Source organism: Flavobacterium sp. B114r, from assembly GCF_056824125.1.
Genome location: NZ_CP124858.1, coordinates 388347 through 412930, shown reverse-complemented (window position 1 = coordinate 412930; position 24584 = coordinate 388347). Strand labels below are relative to the sequence as shown.

Below are 24584 nucleotides of genomic sequence, written 5' to 3'. Positions count from 1 at the left end.
GTTTTAATTATTAATTATCCCAAAAGATTTTATAGGTCGCTGGGTTTTTTTGTGCTGGCGCATTTTTATTAGCGTTCAATTCGTTTTGTGGCCAGAACATTGATATTTGAAAAGGATTTGTTAGTACCGTTTGGGAATCATTTAAAGGAAAGGCATCGCCGTTATTTAATTGATATTCTTTAGTGGTGCTATTTGGATTTGCTAGTACAGGGTATCCTGTTCTTCTGTAGTCAGTGTACTGATCTGTTGGGTCTCCAAAAGTACCAACCCATTTTTGAGTCATAATAATTTCTAATTTTTTCTCTGGACTCGCACTGTTGAATTCTGCCGCTAATTTTGTCATAAAAGTATTTACGCCAGGTGAGCCAATTAGTGTTGGAATTCCTATTTGTTGTGATTTATTGTTGGAGACAACCTGATCAACTTTAGCGAAACTGGCTCTTACGGCTTCATCTAGTTTGGCAGCAGCGCTTCCTGCTAATTTACCTACTTGAATTAATTCTGCCTGAATGTATAAAAATTCATCATAGGTTAATATACGTTTGGGCGAAATACCTGTGCCTGACGCTAAGGATAAAGTGGATAAATCTGCACCTTTTCCATCGTCATAACGTCCTCCTGATGGGAAAATCCCTGGGTATGTGTATGATGTTTCTGTGCTCTTGTCTCGGTCTGGGCCAGTACTTCCGAATCTTATACTGAAGAATCCAGTTGATTCGTCCCAATAGTCTGCAAGTGGATTTTGTGTTGTGGTATTACCATCCTTAGGAAATTCGCCAGCTTTTAATTGATTAAAATAGTAAAATTTCATTCTGGGATCTGGATTTCCGTTGTGAATTAGAGGGTTTACACCTTTTAAAATTTCATACATCCATGGACTTTGATAAGTTCCAAATTGGGTGCTTTCATAAGATTCTCTAAACAATCTGTTTTTTTCATTTGTAGGAGAGATGTTATTGAATCTGTCCAGTTGAAAATCATCTGCATTTGATGTGAAGAAATTGTTTTCGTTGATTAATGCATTAAAACCTGTTTGGTCAAAATCTGAGGTAAGTCTGGTTTGATTATAAAGTTTTAACTTCAACGTATTTGCAAATCGAATCCATTTGCTGATGTTACCTTTGTAGATAAGGTCATCAGTTCCTGGTTTTTGTGTTCCGGTGTTAAGTTTTAGATTGACTTTTGCTTTATCAATCAATTCGAAAACACTCGCGTAAATAGCTTTTTGATTGTCGAATTTTGGTGCAATTACACCTGTTGCTAATTGTGTTGCTTCTGTATATGGCACATCTCCCCACATGTCAACAGCATATGCCATAACATAAGCTTTTTGTAATTGACCAATGCCTGCGTAAGCTAAATCGCCACTTTCGAGTGCTTGTTTGATTAATGTTTCAATATCTGTTAAAGATAAATAAATAGAAGTCCAATCATTGTTTAGAGCTATGTTGTCTACTTTTACTCCATACTGATCCTGTTCTTCCCTCGAAGTCATTTGGTGAGTATAGGTGGCGTATATGCTGCCTGTACCTGTGTTAAAGTCGCCTATTTCTGCAATGTTAGTTTCGATATTGGTTAATAGGTAGTTCAAAGGGGCGATAGTAGGATCATCAGTATCTTTATCGACATCCAGGTAATTGCTGCAACTACTGAAAATGGTAGTTAGGGATAATAAAACTAATACGGTTTTATTATTTTTTATGTTGTTGTATAGTTTCATGTCTTTTGTGTTAAAATGTTAAATTGATCTTGAATCCCCATCTTTTTGCTGTTGGTGCAGCAGATGTTTCGATACCTTGTAATGTAGATTTTCCATAACTTGTTGTTTCAGGATCAAAGTTGGTATATTTAGGAACGTTAGGTGCGTAATACCATAAGTTGCTTCCTAAAAGGCTAAAGCTAATTTTTCCAAATGGTGTTTTTTCTAAAATTTTAGAAGGAACGTCGTATGTTAAATTTACCTCTCTTAATCTAAAAGTTGTACCGTCATAAACAGAAGCTTCGTTAACTCCGTTTATTGCGAAAGTACTTCCTGCCCCAGATGGTGAGAAATACATTTCAAACATTGATATTTGAGTACTATTTGGGATTTGGTTTCCGCTTGCGTCCAAAATTGGCGTTCCGTCTGCGTTGTTTCCATAATATCCTGGAATAATAAAAGTTTTTTCTCTGTCTTCAGTGTCTCTGGTTACTCCTCTACCTAATAATTGTTGAATTGTAGAAGATGAAATGTCTCCACCTTGCTTCCAATCAAATTGGGTTCTTAAGCTCCATGCTTTATAGATAAAAGTATTTGCAAAACTTAGCTTGAACTTTGCATTAGGGTCTCCAATTATGCCTGGTGAAGGGTCTATAATTACGGCTCCATTTGGTTTGTTTATTAGGTAGTTACCATTGGCATCTCGTGCAAACCTTGTTCCGTAAAACACGCCAAAAGGTTGTCCCGGAATAGCATAGGCAATTGAGTTAGGGTCCAATTGAAGTCTTTCTTGACCAGCATTTAAGCTTAGTACCTCATTTTCATTTTTTGTAAATTGAGTTAATAAAGTCCATTTGAAATTATTAGTTTTTACTGGAACTATTGTTAGTCCAAGCTCTATACCTTTGTTTCTAATTGAACCTGCATTTGTGTTAAATTCAGTAAAACCTGATGAAGCAGGTGTGTTTGCAGGGGTAATCAAATCCTTAGTTTTTTTGTTGTATAAACTTAAGTCTACAATTACACGTTTGTTGAAGAATTCTAAATCTGTACCTACTTCAAATTCTTCAGAGAATTCTGGTTTTACATTTTGATCTCCTAGAAAGGTGTTGTTTCCTATACGTGGATTCCCATTGTAGGGTTGCTCTTGAAAGAAAGATATTTTTAGGAATTCTGCCGGGACATCTCTACCTACTTTTGCAAAACTGGCTCTTAGTTTTGCAAATGTTAATACATCGTTTTTAATGTTGAAAGCCTCTGTTATGATTGCGGAAGCACTCACTGATGGATAGAAATACGAGTTGTTGGCTTTTGGTAAAGAAGAACTCCAGTCGTTTCTAGCTGTAGCATTTAAAAATAAATAGTCTTTGTATGATAAAGTTACATCGGCAAAAACACCTACATTTCTTTTTATTGCTCTTTGATCTATTAGGTTAGAGATGTTTTTAACGTTGTGGAATGTGAAAATATCAGGTACGATAAATTCTTTTCCTTCATTTTGAATTTGTGTGTATTCATTTTGTAGAACGTTATTACCTAAGATGGCAACTAAATTAAAGTCATCATTTAAATTGTAGTTAAAGTTCAGTAAAAAAGTAGATTCTATATCTTGGTTTGTATAGTTGTCACTTAATAAATCTCCTAAACCATTATTTGCTCTTGAATTAAGATCACGAATTTGAATTCTATTTAATGAATATTTATTTAGACCTGCTCTGTAAGATGCTGAAATGTTATCGTTGAAAGCGTAATTTAAATTGATACCTGTCACAATTCTTTCTGTATTGGTGATAATCTGATCATGTTGCCAAGACCAAAGCGGGTGATCGAATTGTGTTCCGTTTGGAGTAACTGAAGCACCAGTAACTGGATTTACATATGGTAAATTTAAATCCCAGTTTCTTGCCAGAAATAAAGTCCTCGCAAATGAAGAAGAAGCTCCGTCGAATTGATTTTCTCCAAAAAATGCTCCAACTTGTTTTGTTTTTGAGTAGGATAAATTTGCGCCTACTGTGAATTTTTTACTCAATTTAAAATTTCCTCCTGCAGACATTGATGTTCTGTCGTATGTGTTGTAAGGAATGTAGCCGTCTTGACGCAGGTCTGAAACAGTGGCATTAAAAGTACCGTCTGGTCCAGCGTAATTAAAACCAATAGTTTTGTCAAGTACAGTTCCTGTTCTAAAAAGATCTTTTACATTGTTTGGTTTTGCAACATAAGGAACAGTTGCGCCAAATTGATCAGGAAAAGCTGCTAAAAGTGTCGGCCAGGTTGGAATTGTTTGTATAGTGCCGAAACGTGGTCCCCAAGAACCATTTGCATTTGAGTATTCAAAGTTTGATCCTGCTCCATAAGAGTTTTGGTAATCTGGTAAATTCGCAATGGTTTCAAAATAGGTTCCGATACCAACATTTACGCTGAGCTTTTCTGCTCGAGATGTTTTTGAAGATCCTGATTTTGTGGTTACCACAATAACACCATTCATCGCTCTGGAGCCATAAAGTGCAGCGGCAGCAGTACTTTTAAGTACGCTGATGTTGGCAATGTCATTTGGATCTAATGAAGATAATGCTGATTCGTAACCACCACCACCAGTTATTTGGCTTGTACTAGTTACTGATACATTGCTGTAGGCAATACCGTCAACAATAATCAAAGGATCTGTTTCTCCTGTTAAGGAATTTACACCCCTAATTGTAATTTGATTGGCAGCTCCTGCTACACCTGTTGATGTATTAATGTTTACCCCTGCAACTTTACCAGCTAGGGCTCTTGATAAATCTGGCTCAGAATTTTGTGTGATTTCTTCTGCTTTTATGGTGCTTACAGAATATCCTAGTTTTTTAGGATTTCTTTTAATTCCAAATGCAGTAGTTACAACAACGGCATCTAGTTCTTGTGCGCCTGAATCTAGTAATTTTACATTCAGTTTTGCGGTACTTGCTTGTATTTCTTGGGTTTTCATCCCGATGTAGCTAAATACCAAAACTTGTGTTGAAGATGCTTTGATGGAGAATTTACCGTCAAAATCTGTTTGTGTTCCGGTTTTTGTTCCTTTGACTAACACGCTAACGCCTGGTAGGGGCATTCCGCTATTGTCGGAAACTGTTCCTGAAACAACTCTTTCTTGCGCAAAGGTTACTTGCGCAACTAGTACTAATACTAGTACTAAGAATTCATTGAACTTTAGTTTCATTTTTAAATATTTTGAATTAGTCCAACAAAAATCTTAATAAATTGTTAATATACCTAATAAGTAGAGTATTTTTTTTAGTTAAATTATGTTTTTTGTGTGTGATATATTATGTTTATTGTTAAATATGTTGGTAAATTTAGTTAATTTGTGTTTTTGGTATCAATTATTCGTTTTTTTATATTTCTCACTTTTTATGATATAATTATGAATATAGTTTATTTTTGTTAAATTTTTTAATAGCTAAATTATGAATAATTGCTTTTTTATGAGGTTTTTTCTTTACTTGGTAATTAGTTAAATAGTTCTTTTTGTTTTTAATTTTTCTAGACGAAAAGTGTTAATATATTACTTCTGAATATCTTTTTTTTGTTCTGTCTTTTTAATAATTGAATGTTAATTTCTGCGTAATTGGTGTAGGTATGTCAAAATTATTGGAATGACCAGTGTTTCAATGTTCAAGTTTAGGGGTTCTATTTATGATCGGGTTCTTTGAAATTGAATTTTTTTTATGTTTTCTTGTTGTTGATTTTTAAAGTTTTCTCTGGAAAGGATCTTTAAGTTGTTGTAAGGGCATAAAAAACATTGGTCCCTGTTCTTAATTATTTTGAGGTAGCAGTACGTGTGCTGGTTGAAGATGATTAGTTTGTTGCGTTTATGGATAGAGTTTTATATTTAATAGTACATGATAGAATTAAAATATTTTTGTAGGTATTATTTCTTTTTATTTTTTACGTCTGCTTGAATTTAGTCTTTCAAATCGAAATGGTTTATTTTGAAATATAACTTCTACTATTTAAATACAGATTCTGGGAATTAACAAAAGAGTGTTTTTTTTTAACTTATGCATAAAAAAACCACTCTTTTTTACGGAGTGGTTTTCTGTTAAATTATGTTAGGATTAACGTTTTATTTGTCCCAAAATATTTTGGTGCTTAATTTGTCGCCTCCAATTGAAGTAGAAGCAGCATTATAATTTGTAGCATTTAGTGTTTGCTCTCTTATAGGATATGCCATTCTTGATGGCACTTGTCCTTCGGCAGCCGGATCTGCATTTGATGGAGCTACCAATACAGGGAAGTTTAATCTTCTGGTAGATGTCCATCCTTCGAAACCTCTATTGAATAAAGCATACCATGCTTGTTCTCCAACTTTTTGCTGCCAGGTTCCTGGTGCTGTAGCATATGCTACACTAGGTTGAAGTAAGTATGTGTCAATTTTTGCTGTCGCTACGCCCCAGTCCTCCATAGATGCTCTGATTCCCGCTTCGTAATGTGAGGCAATAGATCCTACGGCAACGCCTCTTCCGGCAGCTTCTGCTAATAAAAATTCCACTTCGGCATAATCTAATATAGTTCCGCTGAAATCCGGAGCTTTAATTTTATCGCTCATGTGGGTGAATCTCGCGTAAATGTTTTTTGCTCCAACCGGCGCGCCAAGATATCCTGTAACTATTGTTGTCGCTCCGGTTACTGGGTCAACAGCTCTGTAAGTTGGGAAAAAATAAGCTTCTTTTCGTGGGTCGTTTAAGGCTACTAATGCATCAACAATTGGTTTTGTGGCAACGAAATCATTTCGACCTGAGAATACCATATCTACATAAAGAGGGTTGGTATTTGGTAGGTTTAGCATGTATGGTAGTTTGGCATTGTCACTATTAGATGTAAATCCTCCTGCTGCACCAGATATAATTGCGGCGTCAGCGATTGCGCTTTCTAAACCAGATGCTTTTAAATTTACGCCTAATTTAAGTTTAATGCTATTGGCGAATTTAACCCAGGCATTTAAGTCGTCTTTATATATAACTTCTGCGGTTCCAAATCCAGGATATGAAGTGTCGATTCCTGCAATATCTGCATTTAAACGAACAATTAGATCTTTATAGATGTCAATCGCTTTGTCGTATTTTGGAAGATAATTCGCTGATCCTTTTAGAGCATCACTATAAGGAACATCTCCGTAGGTGTCAACTAATATCTGATAGGTATAAACTGTTAAGATGTCAATTAGTATTAATTGGTTTTTCTTAGTGATAGTTTTTTGGGTGAATTCTACATCAGTAGGTGATATTACTTCTTTCTCAATAAATTTCTTGGCATCCGTTAAGCTGGCTAATGGTCCTGCGTAAAGTCTGTCCCAATGATTGTCTGAAATTTTACGGGATACCCATTGATAGAAAGATTCGTCAGGATAAGTTGTCTCAGTCCATTGCTGATTTACCAGTCTGAATATGTTTTTGTTTACGTCCGTATTAATGAGTTGTTCCGTAAGGTCTTTTTCAGCATTAGTAAATAATGTGCTTGCAGGAACTACAGAGGGGTTTTTTTCGTCGACGTTTAAATCTGTTAGGCTATTATCGTCACAAGAAACTGTGAGGATGAAGATTCCTAAAACGTATATTAATTTTTTCATTTTCTTTTGTATTAAAATTTGAAAGTTAAGTTAAATCCAATATCTCTTGTGGTTGGAAGAGATCCTACAGAATAACCTCTTGAGCTGTTTCCTGAAGATAATCCACTTTCAGGATCTGCGTAAGGGAGGTTTTTACTGATTATCCATAGATTGGAACCTAAGATACTTAGTGAAGCTGCATTGATGAATGTATTTTCGAACATGCTTTTAGGGAAATTATATGTTATGGAAACTTCTCTTAATTTTACAAAAGAGGCATCATAAACAAAAGCTTTGTTAGGGGCAGCTTTGTATCCAAAACTGTTTTCAGTATTTCCTCCTCCTGTTTTTACAGTATTTGGGGTTCCGTCTGGAGCAACTCCAGGGTTTAAGACTCCATTCTCTCTAATATCGCCTACTGCTGTCTCTTTGTATAATCCTGTAGAAAGTCCGTAATACATATCTAATGAGAAAATATCTCCTCCTTTTTGAGTGTCAATTAAAAATCCTAAAGAGATGTTTTTGTAATTGAATTTATTTCTAAGTCCACCAATCCAATCCGGAGTAACATTTCCGATTGTGTTAGTTGCAGAAGTAGTTATCATATACTTTCCGGTAGCCTGGTCGATTGTTGGCTGGCCATTTGTGTAAACGTAATCTGTTCCTTTAAGCGCTCCGTATGCCTCACCAGGTGCTGCATTTACAGTTACTCCTCCTTGGAATGAACCTAATTGAAGGTTGTCTAGTCCATTTGGTAAAGAGATAACTTTACTTTTATTATTTGACCAGTTTATGATAATTTCCCAGCTGAAGTCTTTTGTTTTTATTGGTGTTCCGTATAATTGAATCTCTAGACCTCTGTTTTCGATATCTCCACCATTTACAACTCCATTAGTGTATCCGGATGCGGAAGAAACTGCGGCCGAAACAATTTGGTCAACGGAGTTTGTTTTATAGTAAGTAACATCAAACCCTAAGCGTCTGTCAAGTAAACTTGCTTCCAGACCTACTTCGAATGATTTAGTTCTTTCTGGTTTAAGGTCTGGATTTTTGTTGATACTGCGGAATGGGTTAAGTAATGCATTCGTGTATAAAGGTTGTCCTTGAAAGTTTGAAGCTCTTGTGTAAGTATTGTTGAGTTGTAAGGCATCAGCGTCATTTCCAACTTCAGCGTAATTGATTCTGAATTTTCCTAAATTTAACCAACTGGCTTTAACTAGGTTTGAGAATAAGAAAGATCCTGAAACCGCTGGATAAACGTAAGAGTTATTGTCTGATGGTAATGTTGATGAAACGTCTCTTCTAACAGAGGCATCTAGAAAATAAGTGTCTAGGTAGCCAATTGATCCCTGAGCATATAAACCGTTAACGCCGGAAGATATTTTGGCTTCTTTAGGAAAAGGTAAATCTAAACGAGAGTTTGATAATGCATATATTCCAGGAACTACTAAACCACCTACTGTAGAGGATAGAACATTGTCCCTGTCATTTCTTCTTATGTTCATACCAACGACTCCGTTTAGGCTGATGTCATCTCCAAATTTTTTGTTGAAATTCAACATTACATCATAGTTGATTTCTTGAAAGTTGATGTCGTTTCTTTGGTAGCCTGATGCTTCGTTTACTGGTGAAAGACCAAATCCGGTTGCAACAGATCCTATTGCTCTTCGTTCTTCCTGAAGTTGTTTGTAAGTATCTAGGGAGACTCTTCCCAAGGCGCTTAACCAAGGAGTGATTTCATAGTTTAAGGAGGCGTAGCTAAATAGACGTGTTCTGTCATCTGAGGAATAATTTTGATAACGTGTAAAGTATGGATTGTCCCAATATGCTGGTACAAGGCCTTCGGGGGTTGTTGGGTCAGTCCAGTTCCATGTTATGTTTTGACCGCCCGAAGCGAAATAAACGTCTTTCTGGGCTTGGACGTCAGTATTGGTTTGCCACCATTGTCTAAAATTACCAAGTACATTGTCGTTATATCCGGTAGAGTTTCGGCCTATTGTGCTTTGTAGAGTAACGGAAGCATACGCGTTTGCTGTTAATTTGTCATTTACTTTTTGGCTAAATCTTGCGCTTATCTGATTTTTCTTCAATTGGCTATTTGGTAAAATACCAGTTTGATCTGTATTTACATACGTCATGGAAAGACTAGATCTGTCTGTAGATTTTTCTAAAGAGATGCTGTTGATAAATGTATTGGCGTGATTAAAGAATGTAATTGGGCCATTTTTAGCAGCTGTCCAAGGCGTTGCTTTGTTGAAATTTGGAGAATAGGGAGTAAAAGCGTCCCATTGGTAAACTAATTGGTTGTCAAATATATCTCCATTTGATGCGTCATTTGAGGTGTCTACAGTATCAGGTGTTCCGGTTCCTAAAAATGAAGATCCAAATCCATATCCTGAACCGTATCGGTTTTGATATTCTGGAAAAGTTGATTTATCGACAGTTCCATTAGTGTAGCCACTTGAGAAAGAAAATCCTATTTTATTATCTGATTTACCCTTTTTTGTAGTTACCATTACAACACCATTTGCTGCTCTAGATCCGTATAATGCGGTTGCAGCTGCCCCCTTTAAGATGTTGATGCTTTCAATATCTTCTTGGTTGATATCTGATGCATTGTTACCATAATCGTAACCGCCGCGCCCAACTTGTTGAGAAGAGGTGTTTGAGTTTGAATTGTCTATTGGTACCCCGTCAATTACCCATAGCGCCTGATTGTTTCCTGTAAGAGATTTGCTTCCTCTGATTACAACATTTGTAGATCCTCCAAAATTGGTGTTTCTTGAAACTTCGACCCCCGCAGCTTTACCAGATAATAGATTAGCAACGTTTGTGTTTCCGGCACCACCGTTTAAATCTTTACCTGCGATTTGTTGTGAAGCATATCCGAGAGATTTTTTTTCTCTTTTGATACCCATTGCAGTTGTTACCACAACGCCTTCGAGTTGTTGTGCATCTCCTGATAATTTAGTATTCACTTGAGAGGAGCTCGCGGCGCTTTCTTGGGTTCTCATTCCAATGTAGCTAAAAACTAAAATTTGACTAGGTGCTGCTTTAATGGAGTATTTACCATCAAAATCGGTTTGAGTTCCAGTTTTTGTCCCCTTAATTAATACACTTACGCCTGGTAGTGGCAGACCTGCATCATCGGTAACTGTACCCGAAACGACTCTTTCTTGCGCAAAGGTTAGTTGCGCGAATAGTACTATTAACAGTACTAAAAATCCATTGAACTTTGGTTTCATTTTCTCAATTATTTTGAATTAGTATTACAATATTCATAATAATAAGTTAATAAACCTAGGGTTGTGTTAATGAATTTTGATGAATAGTTAAAATTTAACATTTTAACATAAATTTAAAAAACTGTTATAAAAATCTATTTTCTCTTTGTTTATGCGCCCTGTTGGGGGTGATTATTCTAAAAAAACTACTTTTATTAAGTGGTTTTAATCTTTCATTTTTTGCGAGTTAAATTTTTTATTATTATTGTTCGAATTGGTTTATTATTTGGTTAGTTTTATAAACAGGTATTTCAGTGGGGATCTTTTTTTTATGTTGATTTTTTGACATATTAAAATCATTTGGCTATAAGAGGAATTTGTTAATATGGTATTTGAATGCTTGTGTTCGTATTTTTTTATTGTGGCTTTTTTTTGGGAATTCTAATATGATTTATTGAGAAAATGTTTTTTTTAATAGTTTTTTTGCGATTACTTGATTCAAAGTTCTATTCGTTCGTTTTTTTTGTGGTGATGGTTTGAAGTTTTCTTGTGCATCATTTTTTTTCATTGAGTTAATTTGACTTAGAATAATTGAATTTATGGCGCCTTTTTTTTCGAATTTAAAATGTAAGGCAGTTTAAAATACTATATTCTTTCTTTTTGTATTGTCAAATTATGTTTTATTTAGAGCGGGTATTGTTGTTTGAATTTGTGATGCTTCGATTTAAAGTACTATTGTATCACGGAAAAAGGTGTGATTGTAATTTGTTTTTATTTCAGGCAGATAGTAAAGAAAGGATTATTTTCTACCTATATATGTATACCTCTTTTTATGTTCTTTTTTTTTGTTTGGAGTAGCGGGTATTTTTTTTTTTTTTTTTAAATTTCTAAGTTTTTGATTTAAAAGTTAAGTTGTTTGTCTTTGAGAAGTTCGTTTTCTTGTTTTTTTTTTTTTTTTTTTTATAACAATTTGTTGGTTTGGCAAATTATCGCGTTGTATAGGTGTAATTGTTTGATTATTGATTTTATTTGAATGTTGTTTTGAATAGATGTGCTTTAGGTATGAGGAAGTGACTGGGTTAAAATGAATTGATACAAAATTGTTTTAAAACTAATCGTTTGCCTTTTAAAGTGTTGGAAATGTTAATTGTTTGTTTGTAAAATGATAAGCTTAAATAATGTTATTGAAAATTAATGAATTAACGTTTGTATAGTGAAAATTATTTTATACATTTGCAACCCCGTAAAAAGCGGGAATTTAATATACATAATAAATTTTTAGTATTAATTATGCCAACAATTCAACAATTAGTAAGAACAGGAAGAACTCAGATAACTAAGAAGAGTAAATCGGTTGCTTTAGATTCTTGTCCTCAAAGAAGAGGGGTTTGTACGCGTGTTTACACTACTACACCAAAAAAACCAAACTCTGCAATGCGTAAAGTTGCGCGTGTACGTTTGACAAATGGTAATGAGGTGAATGCTTACATCCCTGGAGAAGGACACAATCTACAAGAGCACTCGATAGTATTAGTTAGAGGTGGAAGGGTAAAAGATTTACCAGGTGTTAGATATCATATCGTTCGTGGAGCGCTTGACACGTCAGGAGTTGCAGGAAGAACGCAAAGAAGATCTAAGTACGGTGCTAAACGCCCAAAAGAAGCAAAAAAGTAATTTAAAACGTTAAGAGTTGGAGGTTAGGAGTTAAGGGTTGGAAATTTAAAGCGTAAGCTGAAAAAAGATAACACATAACATTTAACGGATAACCTATAACTTTTTATTAAAAAAAAGACATGAGAAAAAGAGCGGCAAAGAAAAGACCACTTTTACCAGATCCAAGGTTTAATGATCAATTGGTAACACGTTTTGTGAACAACTTAATGTGGGATGGTAAGAAGTCTACAGCTTTCAAAGTATTTTATGATGCAATTGACATCATTGAGTCTAAAAAGCAAGATTCAGAGAAATCTTCATTAGAAATTTGGAAAGATGCTTTAACAAACGTTATGCCTCACGTAGAAGTACGTAGTCGTAGAGTTGGTGGAGCTACATTTCAAATTCCAATGCAAATTAGACCAGACAGAAAAATTTCTATGGCAATGAAGTGGTTGATACTTTATTCTAGAAGAAGAAATGAAAAATCTATGGCACAACGTTTAGCGTCAGAATGTTTAGCTGCTGCTAAAGAAGAAGGTGCTGCGGTTAAGAAAAGAATGGATACTCACAAGATGGCAGAGGCTAATAAAGCTTTCTCTCACTTTAGATTTTAATTCGTAAGAAATGGCTAGAGATTTAAAATATACAAGAAATATTGGAATTGCTGCTCATATTGATGCTGGTAAAACAACAACAACAGAGCGTATTCTTTTTTATACTGGTAAAACTCATAAAATTGGAGAGGTACATAATGGTGCTTCTACAATGGACTGGATGGAGCAGGAAGCGGAAAGAGGTATTACAATTACTTCTGCAGCGACTACTTGTGAGTGGAATTTTCCAACTCAGCAAGGTAAAATTTTGCCAGAGACATTGCCTTATCACTTTAATATTATTGATACTCCTGGACACGTTGATTTTACTGTAGAGGTAAATCGTTCTTTGCGTGTACTTGATGGATTGGTTTTCTTGTTTAGTGCGGTTGATGGTGTTGAGCCTCAGTCTGAAACTAACTGGAGACTTGCTGATCAATATAGAGTTCCTCGTATGGGATTCGTTAATAAAATGGACAGACAAGGTTCTAACTTTTTGAACGTATGTCAGCAAGTTAGAGATATGTTGAAATCTAATGCAGTTGCAATTACTTTGCCAATTGGTGAAGAAAATGATTTCAAAGGTGTAGTTGACTTAGTGAAAAATCAAGCTATTATATGGCATGATGAAACTTTAGGGGCTACTTTTGATATTGTAGCTATTCCTGAGGATATGCTTGCAGAGGTAAAAGAATATAGATCTATCCTTATTGAGGCGGTTGCTGATTATGATGAGAATCTTTTGGAGAAATTCATGGAAGATGAAAATTCTATTACAGAAGAGGAAATAAATAAAGCTTTAAGAGCTGCTACTATAGATATGGCAATTATTCCAATGCTTGCTGGTTCTTCTTTCAAAAACAAAGGGGTTCAGTTTATGTTGGATGCTGTATGTAAGTATTTGCCATCTCCAATGGATAAAGAAGGTATTGAAGGGATTCATCCTGATGATGCTGAATTATTAGAGGAGGATCAAACTAAAATCTTGCGTAAGCCAGATGTAAAAGAGCCGTTCGCTGCTTTGGCATTTAAAATTGCTACTGACCCATTCGTAGGTCGTTTAGCTTTCTTCCGTGCTTACTCTGGTCGTTTAGATGCTGGTTCTTATGTTTTGAACACTCGTTCAGGAAATAAAGAGAGAATTTCTCGTATCTACCAAATGCACGCAAACAAACAAAATCCAATCGATTTTATTGAGGCTGGAGATATTGGAGCTGCTGTTGGGTTTAAAGATATTAAAACTGGGGATACATTGTGTGATGAAAAACACCCAATCATTCTTGAGTCTATGAAATTCCCTGCACCGGTAATTGGTATTGCAATTGAGCCTAAAACTAAAGCTGACGTGGATAAAATGGGTATGGCTTTGGCTAAATTAGCTGAAGAAGATCCTACGTTTACAGTTAGAACAGATGAGGCTTCAGGGCAAACGATTATCTCTGGTATGGGTGAGCTTCACTTAGATATCTTGGTAGATCGTATGAAACGTGAATTTAAAGTTGAAGTGAACCAAGGTGAGCCTCAAGTTGAATATAAAGAAGCGTTTACTAGAAGTGCAACACATAGAGAGACTTATAAGAAACAATCAGGAGGTCGTGGTAAATTCGGTGATATCGTATTTACACTTGAGCCAGCTGACGAAGTTGATGGTAAAGTGCCTGTAGGATTGCAGTTTGTTAATGCTGTAAAAGGTGGTAACGTTCCTAAGGAATATATTCCATCTGTAGAAAAAGGTTTCCGTGAAGCTATGAAAACTGGTCCTTTAGCAGGATACCAGGTAGATAGTTTGAAAGTAACTTTAACTGACGGATCTTTCCACCCTGTCGATTCTGATGCTCTTTCTTTTGAATTAGCTGCAAGAATGGGGTATAGAGAAGTTGCTAAAGCTGCTGGAGCGGTAATTCTTGAGCCTATCATGAAAATGGAGGTTATTACTCCTGAAGAAAACATGGGGGATATCGTAGGTGATATCAACCGTCGTAGAGGTCAGGTTAATGACATGGGTGACAGAAATGGTGCTAAAACTATTAAAGCTGATGTGCCATTATCAGAAATGTTTGGATATGTAACAACATTAAGAACATTATCTTCTGGTAGAGCTACTTCAACAATGGAGTTTTCTCACTATGCAGAAACACCTTCTAATATTTCAGAAGCTGTAATTAAAAAAGCAAAAGGTAACGCTTAATTCTTAAGAAAATGAGTCAAAAAATCAGAATAAAACTAAAATCTTACGATCACATGTTGGTAGATAAGTCTGCTGAAAAGATTGTAAAAACAGTAAAAACTACTGGAGCAGTTGTAACAGGTCCAATTCCGTTACCAACTCACAAAAAACTTTTCACTGTGTTGCGTTCTCCGCACGTTAACAAAAAAGCGAGAGAGCAATTTGAAGTAATGTCATACAAGAGATTGATTGATATTTATTCATCTTCATCTAAAACTATTGACGCTTTAATGAAACTTGAATTGCCAAGTGGGGTTGAAGTAGAAATAAAAGTATAATTTTTTTATTATATTTATATATATAAAGCGAGGCATTTTTGTCTCGCTTTTTTTGTGGTTAAAAGTTTTTGGTTTTTAATTTTTTTTGAAGATGTTTAATGTTGTGATTGTTTTTTTATTTGACTAAGTAGTCTCTTGTTTAGGTTGTTATGTAAATTTTTCTTTAATTGAATTAAGTAAATGTTAAGGTGTTTGTTGTTGCGGGTTAAAATGATGCAATTGGTTTTTTTGAAGAAATGTGTTGTTGGTGGTGGTGATATTGATGCTTTGATTTTGATAATGAGCTATTTAATTTTTCTAACTGTTTGGTATATTCAATTTTAATGTATACTTTTGCACTCCCTGTTTGGAAATTTTTGTTATTTTCAAATTGAAGGGAATTTTAGTAATTAATAATTAATATTTATGTCTGGGTTAATTGGTAAAAAAATCGGCATGACTAGTATTTTCGACGAAAACGGGAAAAACATTCCTTGTACAGTAATCGAGGCTGGGCCATGTGTTGTTACCCAAGTCAGAACCAAAGGTGTTGACGGGTACGAAGCGTTGCAACTTGGTTTCGATGACAAAAACGAGAAACATTCCACTAAAGCGGCTTTAGGTCACTTTAAGAAAGCTGGAACTGTAGCTAAGAAAAAAGTCGTTGAATTTCAAGATTTTGCAACTGAACAAAAATTAGGGGATCTTATTGATGTTTCTATTTTTGCTGAAGGAGAATTTGTAGATGTGCAAGGTGTGTCTAAAGGTAAAGGTTTTCAAGGAGTTGTTAAGCGTCACGGATTTGGTGGTGTTGGACAGGCAACTCACGGTCAACACAACCGTTTAAGAGCGCCAGGTTCTGTGGGAGCTTCTTCTTATCCATCTAGAGTATTCAAAGGAATGCGTATGGCTGGAAGAATGGGAGGAGACAATGTAAAAGTTCAAAACCTTAGAGTTTTAAAAGTGGTTGCTGAAAAGAACCTACTTGTTATTAAAGGATGTGTTCCTGGACATAAAAACTCTTATGTAATCATTCAGAAGTAATGGAAGTAAAAGTATTAGATTTCAACGGAAAAGATACTGGAAGAAAAGTTCAACTTTCTGATTCAGTATTCGCAATTGAACCAAACAATCACGCTGTATACCTTGATGTAAAGCAATATCTTGCTAATCAAAGACAAGGAACTCACAAGGCTAAAGAAAGAGCTGAAGTGACAGGAAGTACACGTAAGATTAAAAAACAAAAAGGAACTGGTACGGCTCGTGCGGGAAGTATCAAAAATCCATTGTTTAAAGGTGGTGGAACAATTTTCGGACCAAGACCAAGAAGCTATTCATTTAAATTGAATAAAGCTGTAAAGAGATTGGCAAGAAAATCAGCTTTCTCTATCAAAGCAAAAGAGGCGAATATCATCGTTCTTGAAGACTTTGGTTTTGAAGCGCCAAACACTAAAAATTTCATTAACGTTTTGAAAGCTTTAGGGTTAGAAAATAAAAAATCTCTATTTGTGTTGGGAGAGTCGAATAAAAATGTATATTTGTCCTCACGCAATTTAAAGGCTTCTAATGTCGTAACTAGCTCAGAATTAAGCACTTACGCTATTTTAAACACTAATAATTTAGTGCTTTTAGAAGGTTCTTTGGAGTTAATCGAAGAAAATTTAAGCAAATAATAGGAATATGAGTATCATAATTAGACCTATAGTAACAGAAAAAGTAACCAAAGAAAGTGAAGTTTTAAACCGCTTCGGATTCGTTGTTGACAAAAAAGCAAACAAAGTTCAAATTAAGAAAGCTATTGAAGCTGCTTATGGAGTAACTATCGTTTCAGTTAACACGATGAACGTAAGACCGGATAGAACTACAAAATACACTAAAAGTGGTTTGATCAGTGGAAAGACAAATGCAATTAAGAAAGCGATTGTTCAAGTACAAGAAGGAGAAACAATTGATTTTTACAACAATATCTAAGATAGAAAAATGTCAGTAAGAAAATTAAAACCTATTACCCCAGGTCAGCGATTTAGAGTTGTGAATGGTTATGACGCCATTACAACTGATAAGCCGGAACGCTCTTTGATAGCGCCGATAAAAAACTCTGGAGGTAGAAATAGTCAAGGAAAGATGACCATGCGTTATACGGGTGGTGGTCACAAGCAGAGATATCGTATCATTGATTTCAAAAGAACTAAAGACGGAATTCCGGCTACTGTGAAATCAATTGAATATGATCCAAATCGTACTGCATTTATCGCTTTATTAGCTTATGCTGATGGAGAGAAAACATACGTTATTGCTCAAAACGGATTGAAAGTTGGTCAGAAATTAGTTTCTGGTCCAGAATCTCAACCTGAAATTGGTAATACATTGCCTTTAAGCAGAATTCCTTTAGGAACTGTAATCTCTTGTATTGAGTTACGTCCAGGTCAAGGAGCGGTAATCGCTCGTTCAGCTGGTACATTTGCTCAGTTAATGGCAAGAGATGGAAAATATGCTACAATTAAAATGCCATCTGGTGAAACAAGATTGATCTTGTTAACTTGTTCGGCTACAATTGGAGCTGTTTCTAATTCAGACCACCAATTAGTTGTATCTGGTAAAGCAGGTAGAACAAGATGGTTAGGAAGAAGACCTAGAACAAGACCTGTTGCAATGAACCCTGTTGATCACCCAATGGGTGGTGGAGAAGGACGTTCTTCTGGTGGACATCCACGTTCAAGAAATGGAATACCAGCAAAAGGTTATAGAACTCGTTCTAAGAAAAACCCGAGTAACAAGTATATCGTAGAACGTAGAAAGAAATAATAAGATATGGCACGTTCATTAAAAAAAGGACCTTTCGTTCATTATAAGTTAGACAAGAAAGTTCAGGAAAACATTGAAAATGGTAATAAAGGAGTAGTAAAGACTTGGTCTAGAGCTTCTATGATTACTCCAGACTTTGTTGGACAAACTATCGCAGTTCATAACGGTCGTCAATTTGTACCAGTTTACGTAACAGAAAACATGGTAGGTCACAAATTAGGAGAGTTTTCACCAACTAGATCTTTTAGAGGTCATGCTGGAGCAAAAAATAAAGGTAAAAAATAAGAAGCAATGGGAGTTCGTAAAAGAGAAACAGCAGATGCGAGAAAAGAGGCTAATAAGTCTATTGCTTTCGCAAAATTGAATAACTGCCCTACTTCACCTAGAAAAATGCGCTTAGTAGCGGACTTGGTAAGAGGTCAGAAGGTAGAAAGAGCACTTAACATCTTAAGATTTAGTTCTAAAGAAGCTTCAAGAAAATTAGAGAAACTATTATTATCTGCAATCAACAACTGGGAGCAAAAAAATAGTGAAGGTAATTTAGAAGAAGCTGGATTATTTGTTAAGGAGATCAGAGTAGATGGTGGAATGATGTTGAAAAGACTTCGTCCAGCTCCACAAGGTCGTGCACACAGAATAAGAAAACGTTCTAATCACGTTACAATCGTGCTTGGAGCTATCAATAACACACAAAGCAATTCTTAAGCAGCATGGGACAAAAGACAAATCCAATTGGAAATAGACTTGGTATCATCAGAGGGTGGGACTCAAACTGGTATGGTGGAAATGATTACGGTGATAAACTTGCCGAAGATCACAAAATCAGAAAGTATATCCACGCTCGTTTATCAAAAGCTAGTGTATCTAAAGTAATTATCGAGAGAACTTTGAAACTTGTAACCGTTACTATCACTACTGCTAGACCTGGTATCATTATCGGAAAAGGTGGACAAGAGGTAGACAAGTTGAAAGAAGAACTTAAGAAAGTTACTGACAAAGAGGTTCAAATCAACATCTTTGAAATCAAAAGACCTGAATTAGATGCTTATCTTGTGGCGACAAGCATCGCTCGTCAAATCGAAAGCCGTATTTCTTACAGACGTGCAATCAAAATGGCTATTGCTGCTTCTATGCGTATGAACGCTGAGGGTATCAAAGTTTTGATTTCTGGTCGTTTGAATGGTGCTGAGATGGCGCGTTCAGAAGGTTTCAAAGAAGGTAGAATTCCTCTATCAACTTTCAGAGCTGATATTGATTATGCTTTGGCTGAAGCTCACACTACTTACGGTAGAATGGGTATCAAAGTATGGATCATGAAAGGTGAAGTTTATGGAAAGAGAGATCTTTCTCCACTTGCAGGAATGGATAAAAAACAATCTGGAACTGGTGGTGGTAAAGGTGGCGATTCTCCTAGAGGAGATAGAAAGCCTTTTAATAAAGGTGGAAAACCAGACGCTCGTAAACGAAAGTAAATTTTTAAACTAAAGAAAAATGTTACAGCCTAAAAGAACAAAATACCGTAAGGTACAAAAAGGTAAAATGAAAGGTAACTCTCAAAGAGGGCATGAACTTTCTAATGGAATGTTTGGTATTAAATCTGTACATGAAGATGGAATGTTCTTAACTTCTCGTCAAATCGAAGCTGCGCGTATTGCTGCAACTCGTTTTATGAAGAGAGAGGGACAATTATGGATCAAAATATTTCCAGACAAACCAATTACTAAGAAGCCTCTTGAGGTACGTATGGGTAAAGGTAAAGGTGCCGTTGAATATTGGGCTGCCGTTGTTAAACCCGGAAGAATTATGTTTGAAGTTGGAGGAGTTCCTTTGTCAGTTGCAAAAGAGGCTTTACGTCTTGCAGCTCAAAAGCTTCCAGTAAAAACTAAATTCGTCGTTGCTAGAGATTTCGAAGCATAATTAAATTTATATTATGAAACAATCAGAAATAAAAGATCTTTCTGCAGCGGAGTTGCAAGAAAAACTTAGTCAAACTAAGAAAATATATGCTGACCTAAAAATGGCTCACGCTATTTCTCCAATTGAGAATCCACTTCAAATTAGAAGTGTAAGAAGAACAGTTGCAAGATTGGCTACAGAGTTAACTAAAAGAGAGTTACAATAATTGTATTCTGCTGAAAGATGGAAGAAAAAAGAAATTTAAGAAAAGAAAGAATAGGTGTTGTTACTTCAAATAAAATGGATAAGTCTATTGTTATTGCTGAAGTAAGAAAAGTAAAACACCCGTTATACGGTAAGTTCGTGTTGAAAACAAAGAAATACGTTGCACACGACGAAACAAACGACTGTAACATTGGAGATACTGTAAGAATTAGCGAAACGCGTCCTTTAAGTAAAACAAAATGTTGGAGATTAGTTGAAATCTTAGAAAGAGCTAAATAATTATGGTACAACAGGAATCAAGACTAAAAGTAGCAGATAACACGGGAGCAAAAGAAGTTTTAACTATCCGTGTTTTAGGAGGTACCAAAAGAAGGTATGCCTCTGTTGGTGACAAGATTGTAGTATCTATTAAAGATGCAACTCCTAACGGTAACGTTAAAAAAGGAGCTGTTTCAACTGCAGTTGTTGTACGTACCAAAAAAGAAGTGAGAAGAGCTGATGGTTCTTATATCCGTTTCGATGATAATGCATGTGTTCTTTTGAACGCTGCAGGGGAAATGAGAGGAACTCGTGTTTTTGGTCCGGTAGCAAGAGAACTTCGTGAAAAACAATTCATGAAAATTGTATCATTAGCACCAGAAGTGCTTTAATTCGTTTTTAAGATGATAAAGCTAAAAATAAAATCAGGAGATATCGTAAGAGTTATTGCTGGAGACCATAAAGGTGCTGAAGGTAAAGTTCTACGTGTTTACCGTGAGAAAAATAAAGCGATAGTTGAAGGTGTAAACATGGTTTCGAAACATACAAAACCAAGTGCTAAAAACCCTCAAGGTGGTATCGTTAAGAAAGAAGCTTCTATACAAATATCTAACATTTCACTAATTGATCCTAAAACTAAGGAAACAACTAGAGTTGGTATTAGAGTAGAAGGAGATAAGAAAGTAAGATTTTCAAAAAAATCTAATCAAGTACTATAGTAATGGCATATACACCTAGACTAAAAGAAGAATATAAGAGTAGAGTAATCTCTGCTCTTAAAGAGGAATTCGGATATACAAACGTAATGCAAGTTCCAAAACTTGAAAAAATCGTTTTGAGCCGTGGAGTTGGTGCAGCTGTATCTGATAAAAAACTTATTGACTATGCAGTTGATGAGTTGACAAAGATCACTGGACAAAAAGCAGTATCTACAATTTCAAAGAAAGACGTTGCGTCATTCAAATTGAGAAAAGGGATGCCTATTGGAGCAAAAGTTACTTTACGTGGTGAAAGAATGTATGAGTTTTTAGATAGACTTATTACTTCTGCTTTACCACGCGTTAGAGATTTTAGTGGTATCAAAGCTACTGGTTTCGACGGAAGAGGTAATTACAACCTTGGAGTTTTAGAGCAAATCATTTTCCCAGAAATTGATATTGACAAAGTAAACAAAATTTCAGGAATGGATATTACATTTGTTACTACTGCTCAAACAGACAAGGAAGCAAAGTCATTATTGGCTGAATTAGGATTACCTTTTAAAAAGAATTAAGACATGGCTAAAGAATCAATGAAAGCCCGTGAGGTGAAAAGAGAGAAAACGGTAGCTAAGTATGCTGAGAAAAGAAAAGCTTTGAAAGAAGCTGGAGATTTTGAAGGTTTACAAAAATTGCCTAAAAATGCTTCACCAGTTCGTTTGCACAATCGTTGTAAATTAACAGGTAGACCAAGAGGTTATATTCGTCAGTTTGGTATTTCACGTGTAACTTTCCGTGAGATGGCTAATAATGGATTAATTCCTGGAGTTAAAAAGGCGTCTTGGTAATCTCGCAATAAGTTACTACTTTTGCAAACCAAAAAATAATTTTAATTGATTAAAGGTTCGGGAGGCGAGTGCCTCCCGAAAACCATAGTCGCAATCAAATACATATGTATACAGATCCTATTGCAGATTATTTGACTAGAGTTCGTAACGCTGTGGCTGCAAACCACAAAGTTGTTGAAATTCCAGCTTCTAATCTAAAAAAAGAAATAACTAAGATCTTATTTGATCAAGGTTATATCTTGAGTTACAAATTTGAAGACAACTCTGTACAGGGTTCGATCAAAATTGCTTTGAAGTATGATAAAGATACTAAAGAGCCTGTAATTAAAGATATCCAAAGAATTAGTAAACCTGGTTTACGTAAATATGCAGGTGCTGCCAAATTACCAAGAATCCTTAACGGATTAGGAATTGCTATTGTTTCAACTTCAAAAGGTCTTATGACTGGAAAGCAAGCGAAACAATTAAATGTAGGTGGTGAAGTAATTTGTTACGTATACTAATTTTAAAGACTAAATAAGATGTCAAGAATAGGTAAAAGCCCAGTTGTAATCGTTGCGGGAGTAACTGTTGAAGTTAAGGACGGTATCGTTACAGTAAAAGGAAAAAAAGGTCAACTAACTCAGGAGTTTTCGGACATTACTGTAAAAGTTGAAGGCGATCAGGTTTTATTAGAGAGATCGTCTGATCATAAAGACCAAAGAGCAAAACACGGATTATACAGATCATTAATCAATAACATGATTATTGGTGTATCTGAAGGTTTTACTAAAGAACTTGAATTAGTTGGAGTTGGTTATAGAGCTTCAAACCAAGGTCAAAAGCTAGATTTAGCTCTTGGATATTCTCACAATATTGTTTTGGAAATTGCTCCGGAAGTAGCTTTAGAAACAATATCTGAAAAAGGTAAAAACCCTATCGTAAAATTAACATCATTTGACAAACAACTTTTAGGACAGGTTGCTGCGAAAATCAGAGGTTTCCGTAAGCCTGAGCCATACAAAGGAAAAGGTGTTAAATTTGTGGGTGAAGTATTAAGAAGAAAAGCAGGTAAATCAGCTTAAAAAATAAGATTATGTCATTAACAAAATCTGATAGAAGACAGAGAATTAGATTCAGAATTAGAAAATCGATTAGTGGTACTGCTACTAACCCAAGACTATCTGTATTTAGAAGTAACAAAGAAATTTACGCTCAAATTATTGATGACGTGAATGGAGTTACTTTATTAGCTGCATCTTCAAGAGAAAAAGAAATAGGAAAAGGTACTAACGTTGAAGTAGCTGCTGCTGTTGGAAAATTAGTTGCAGAGAAAGCGTTAAAAGCCGGGATTGATACCATCACTTTTGATAGAGGTGGATATTTGTATCACGGTCGTATTAAATCATTAGCAGAAGGCGCAAGAGCGGCTGGACTTAAATTCTAATATATTATGTCTAAATACAAAAATGTAGAATTGGTAAAACCAAGTGGTCTTGAACTTAAAGATCGTCTGGTAAGTGTTAATCGTGTTACTAAGGTTACAAAAGGTGGTAGAGCTTTCGGTTTTTCTGCTATTGTAGTTGTAGGTGATGAAAATGGAGTAGTTGGTCATGGATTAGGAAAATCTAAAGACGTTTCTGAAGCAATTGCGAAAGCAGTAGAAGATGCTAAGAAAAATTTAGTAAAAATTCCTTTGAACGGACAATCTGTTCCTCACGAACAAAAAGGTAAATTTGGTGGTGCACGTGTATACTTAATTCCTGCCTCTCATGGTACAGGGGTTATTGCTGGTGGAGCTGTTCGTTCAGTTCTTGAGTCAGTAGGTATTCATGATGTATTATCTAAATCTCAAGGATCATCAAATCCTCATAACGTGGTAAAAGCAACTTTTGATGCTTTATTACAAATGAGAAGCGCTTACACTGTTGCAAAACAAAGAGGTGTTTCTTTAGAAAAAGTTTTTAAAGGTTAATTCAAGGAAATTATGGCTAAATTATTAGTAAAACAAGTAAGAAGCAAAATCAACTGTCCTCTTTCTCAAAAGAGAGGTTTGGAAGCTTTAGGTCTACGTAAAATGGGACAAGTTGTAGAGCATGATTCAAATCCTGCTATCCTTGGGATGATAAACAAAGTTAAACACTTAGTTTCTGTCGAAGAAGCTAAATAACAAATACTGTTATGAATTTAAGTAACTTACAACCAGCTGAAGGGTCAACACACAATCAAAATAAAAGATTAGGTAGAGGAGAAGGTTCTGGAAAAGGTGGTACTTCTGCAAGAGGTCACAAAGGAGCAAAATCTCGTTCTGGTTATTCTAAAAAGATTGGTTTTGAGGGAGGGCAAATGCCACTTCAAAGACGTGTGCCTAAGTTTGGTTTCACAAACATCAATCGTAAAGAATACGAAGGTGTTAATTTAGATACGCTTCAATTACTAGTAGACAATGGTGTGATTACTGATTCTGTTTCTATGACAGATTACGTAGCAAATCGTCTAGCTACCAAAAATGAAATCGTTAAGATTTTAGGTAGAGGAGAATTGAAAGCAAAATTAAAAGTAACTGCCCACAAATTTACCGCTACTGCAAAAGCTGCTATTGAAGCTGCTGGTGGAGAAGCTGTAACTATATAAC

28 protein-coding genes are annotated in these 24584 nt (G+C 35.4%); 24 read left to right on the top strand and 4 right to left on the bottom strand.

What is annotated here, in order from left to right; all coding sequences use genetic code 11:
- Positions 1-10: 10 nt before the first annotated feature.
- The 4 genes from QLQ94_RS01985 to QLQ94_RS01970 form a co-directional block, all read right to left on the bottom strand.
- Positions 11-1720 carry a SusD/RagB family nutrient-binding outer membrane lipoprotein gene (locus tag QLQ94_RS01985; RefSeq protein ID WP_271334606.1) on the bottom strand — a complete coding sequence of 570 codons (1710 nt, stop codon included), beginning with the start codon at positions 1718-1720 and terminating at the stop codon, positions 11-13.
- Positions 1721-1730: 10 nt separating this feature from the next.
- Positions 1731-4895, bottom strand: coding sequence for a SusC/RagA family TonB-linked outer membrane protein (locus QLQ94_RS01980; protein WP_271334607.1), 3165 nt, complete (start codon positions 4893-4895; stop codon positions 1731-1733).
- A gap of 906 nt (positions 4896-5801) precedes the next feature.
- Complete coding sequence (locus tag QLQ94_RS01975) at positions 5802-7304, bottom strand: SusD/RagB family nutrient-binding outer membrane lipoprotein (protein WP_271334608.1); 1503 nt, start codon at positions 7302-7304, stop codon at positions 5802-5804.
- A gap of 11 nt (positions 7305-7315) precedes the next feature.
- Positions 7316-10528, bottom strand: a complete 3213-nt coding sequence (locus QLQ94_RS01970) for a SusC/RagA family TonB-linked outer membrane protein (protein ID WP_482499038.1) — start codon at positions 10526-10528, stop codon at positions 7316-7318.
- Positions 10529-11797: 1269 nt separating this feature from the next.
- Between QLQ94_RS01970 and rpsL the strand changes: the two genes are divergently transcribed.
- From rpsL to rplO, 24 genes are all read left to right on the top strand, one after another.
- The gene (gene rpsL / locus QLQ94_RS01965) at positions 11798-12181 is read left to right on the top strand and encodes a 30S ribosomal protein S12 (RefSeq protein WP_007136570.1); all 384 of its coding nucleotides are present in this window, start codon (positions 11798-11800) and stop codon (positions 12179-12181) included.
- Between the two features lie 119 nt (positions 12182-12300).
- Positions 12301-12777, top strand: coding sequence for a 30S ribosomal protein S7 (gene rpsG, locus QLQ94_RS01960; RefSeq protein ID WP_007803600.1), 477 nt, complete (start codon positions 12301-12303; stop codon positions 12775-12777).
- 10 nt (positions 12778-12787) lie between these two features.
- Complete coding sequence (fusA, locus tag QLQ94_RS01955; RefSeq protein ID WP_271334610.1) at positions 12788-14944, top strand: elongation factor G; 2157 nt, start codon at positions 12788-12790, stop codon at positions 14942-14944.
- A gap of 11 nt (positions 14945-14955) precedes the next feature.
- Positions 14956-15261 (top strand): 30S ribosomal protein S10, encoded by a 306-nt coding sequence (gene rpsJ / locus QLQ94_RS01950; RefSeq protein ID WP_007803605.1) that lies wholly within the window; start codon positions 14956-14958, stop codon positions 15259-15261.
- A 405-nt stretch (positions 15262-15666) separates the two neighbouring features.
- Entirely contained in the window at positions 15667-16284 is a 618-nt protein-coding gene (rplC, locus tag QLQ94_RS01945; protein WP_007803612.1) for a 50S ribosomal protein L3, read from the top strand.
- Positions 16284-16913 carry a 50S ribosomal protein L4 gene (gene rplD, locus QLQ94_RS01940; protein WP_271334611.1) on the top strand — a complete coding sequence of 210 codons (630 nt, stop codon included), beginning with the start codon at positions 16284-16286 and terminating at the stop codon, positions 16911-16913. The genes rplC and rplD overlap by 1 nt, the downstream gene beginning before the upstream one ends.
- Positions 16914-16920: 7 nt before the next feature.
- On the top strand, positions 16921-17211 hold the full coding sequence (gene rplW, locus QLQ94_RS01935) for a 50S ribosomal protein L23 (RefSeq protein ID WP_007803621.1): 291 nt from the start codon (positions 16921-16923) through the stop codon (positions 17209-17211).
- 9 nt (positions 17212-17220) lie between these two features.
- On the top strand, positions 17221-18045 hold the full coding sequence (rplB, locus tag QLQ94_RS01930; protein WP_007803623.1) for a 50S ribosomal protein L2: 825 nt from the start codon (positions 17221-17223) through the stop codon (positions 18043-18045).
- A gap of 6 nt (positions 18046-18051) precedes the next feature.
- Positions 18052-18330 carry a 30S ribosomal protein S19 gene (gene rpsS, locus QLQ94_RS01925; RefSeq protein WP_007803626.1) on the top strand — a complete coding sequence of 93 codons (279 nt, stop codon included), beginning with the start codon at positions 18052-18054 and terminating at the stop codon, positions 18328-18330.
- Positions 18331-18336: 6 nt separating this feature from the next.
- Positions 18337-18750, top strand: coding sequence for a 50S ribosomal protein L22 (gene rplV / locus QLQ94_RS01920; RefSeq protein WP_007803631.1), 414 nt, complete (start codon positions 18337-18339; stop codon positions 18748-18750).
- A 5-nt stretch (positions 18751-18755) separates the two neighbouring features.
- Positions 18756-19517 (top strand): 30S ribosomal protein S3, encoded by a 762-nt coding sequence (gene rpsC / locus QLQ94_RS01915; RefSeq protein ID WP_007803635.1) that lies wholly within the window; start codon positions 18756-18758, stop codon positions 19515-19517.
- Positions 19518-19536: 19 nt separating this feature from the next.
- Complete coding sequence (gene rplP, locus QLQ94_RS01910; RefSeq protein ID WP_007803637.1) at positions 19537-19962, top strand: 50S ribosomal protein L16; 426 nt, start codon at positions 19537-19539, stop codon at positions 19960-19962.
- Between the two features lie 13 nt (positions 19963-19975).
- Positions 19976-20167: a 50S ribosomal protein L29 gene (gene rpmC, locus QLQ94_RS01905; RefSeq protein ID WP_007803639.1), complete on the top strand. Its 192-nt coding sequence runs from the start codon at positions 19976-19978 to the stop codon at positions 20165-20167.
- Between the two features lie 17 nt (positions 20168-20184).
- The gene (gene rpsQ, locus QLQ94_RS01900) at positions 20185-20445 is read left to right on the top strand and encodes a 30S ribosomal protein S17 (RefSeq protein ID WP_007803646.1); all 261 of its coding nucleotides are present in this window, start codon (positions 20185-20187) and stop codon (positions 20443-20445) included.
- Between the two features lie 2 nt (positions 20446-20447).
- Positions 20448-20816, top strand: a complete 369-nt coding sequence (rplN, locus tag QLQ94_RS01895) for a 50S ribosomal protein L14 (RefSeq protein ID WP_007803649.1) — start codon at positions 20448-20450, stop codon at positions 20814-20816.
- A gap of 12 nt (positions 20817-20828) precedes the next feature.
- Positions 20829-21143, top strand: a complete 315-nt coding sequence (gene rplX, locus QLQ94_RS01890; protein WP_007803650.1) for a 50S ribosomal protein L24 — start codon at positions 20829-20831, stop codon at positions 21141-21143.
- Positions 21144-21145: 2 nt separating this feature from the next.
- Positions 21146-21697 carry a 50S ribosomal protein L5 gene (gene rplE / locus QLQ94_RS01885; RefSeq protein ID WP_035619635.1) on the top strand — a complete coding sequence of 184 codons (552 nt, stop codon included), beginning with the start codon at positions 21146-21148 and terminating at the stop codon, positions 21695-21697.
- 3 nt (positions 21698-21700) lie between these two features.
- Complete coding sequence (gene rpsN / locus QLQ94_RS01880; protein ID WP_007803655.1) at positions 21701-21970, top strand: 30S ribosomal protein S14; 270 nt, start codon at positions 21701-21703, stop codon at positions 21968-21970.
- A gap of 104 nt (positions 21971-22074) precedes the next feature.
- Positions 22075-22473 carry a 30S ribosomal protein S8 gene (rpsH, locus tag QLQ94_RS01875; protein WP_017495014.1) on the top strand — a complete coding sequence of 133 codons (399 nt, stop codon included), beginning with the start codon at positions 22075-22077 and terminating at the stop codon, positions 22471-22473.
- A gap of 18 nt (positions 22474-22491) precedes the next feature.
- A complete protein-coding gene (gene rplF / locus QLQ94_RS01870) occupies positions 22492-23034 on the top strand; it encodes a 50S ribosomal protein L6 (RefSeq protein ID WP_213300745.1) in 543 nt (180 codons plus the stop codon).
- 11 nt (positions 23035-23045) lie between these two features.
- On the top strand, positions 23046-23396 hold the full coding sequence (rplR, locus tag QLQ94_RS01865) for a 50S ribosomal protein L18 (RefSeq protein ID WP_271334612.1): 351 nt from the start codon (positions 23046-23048) through the stop codon (positions 23394-23396).
- Between the two features lie 3 nt (positions 23397-23399).
- Entirely contained in the window at positions 23400-23924 is a 525-nt protein-coding gene (gene rpsE / locus QLQ94_RS01860; RefSeq protein WP_140507259.1) for a 30S ribosomal protein S5, read from the top strand.
- 12 nt (positions 23925-23936) lie between these two features.
- On the top strand, positions 23937-24119 hold the full coding sequence (gene rpmD, locus QLQ94_RS01855) for a 50S ribosomal protein L30 (RefSeq protein ID WP_017495010.1): 183 nt from the start codon (positions 23937-23939) through the stop codon (positions 24117-24119).
- Between the two features lie 11 nt (positions 24120-24130).
- Entirely contained in the window at positions 24131-24583 is a 453-nt protein-coding gene (gene rplO / locus QLQ94_RS01850; RefSeq protein WP_007803667.1) for a 50S ribosomal protein L15, read from the top strand.
- Position 24584 lies beyond the last annotated feature (1 nt).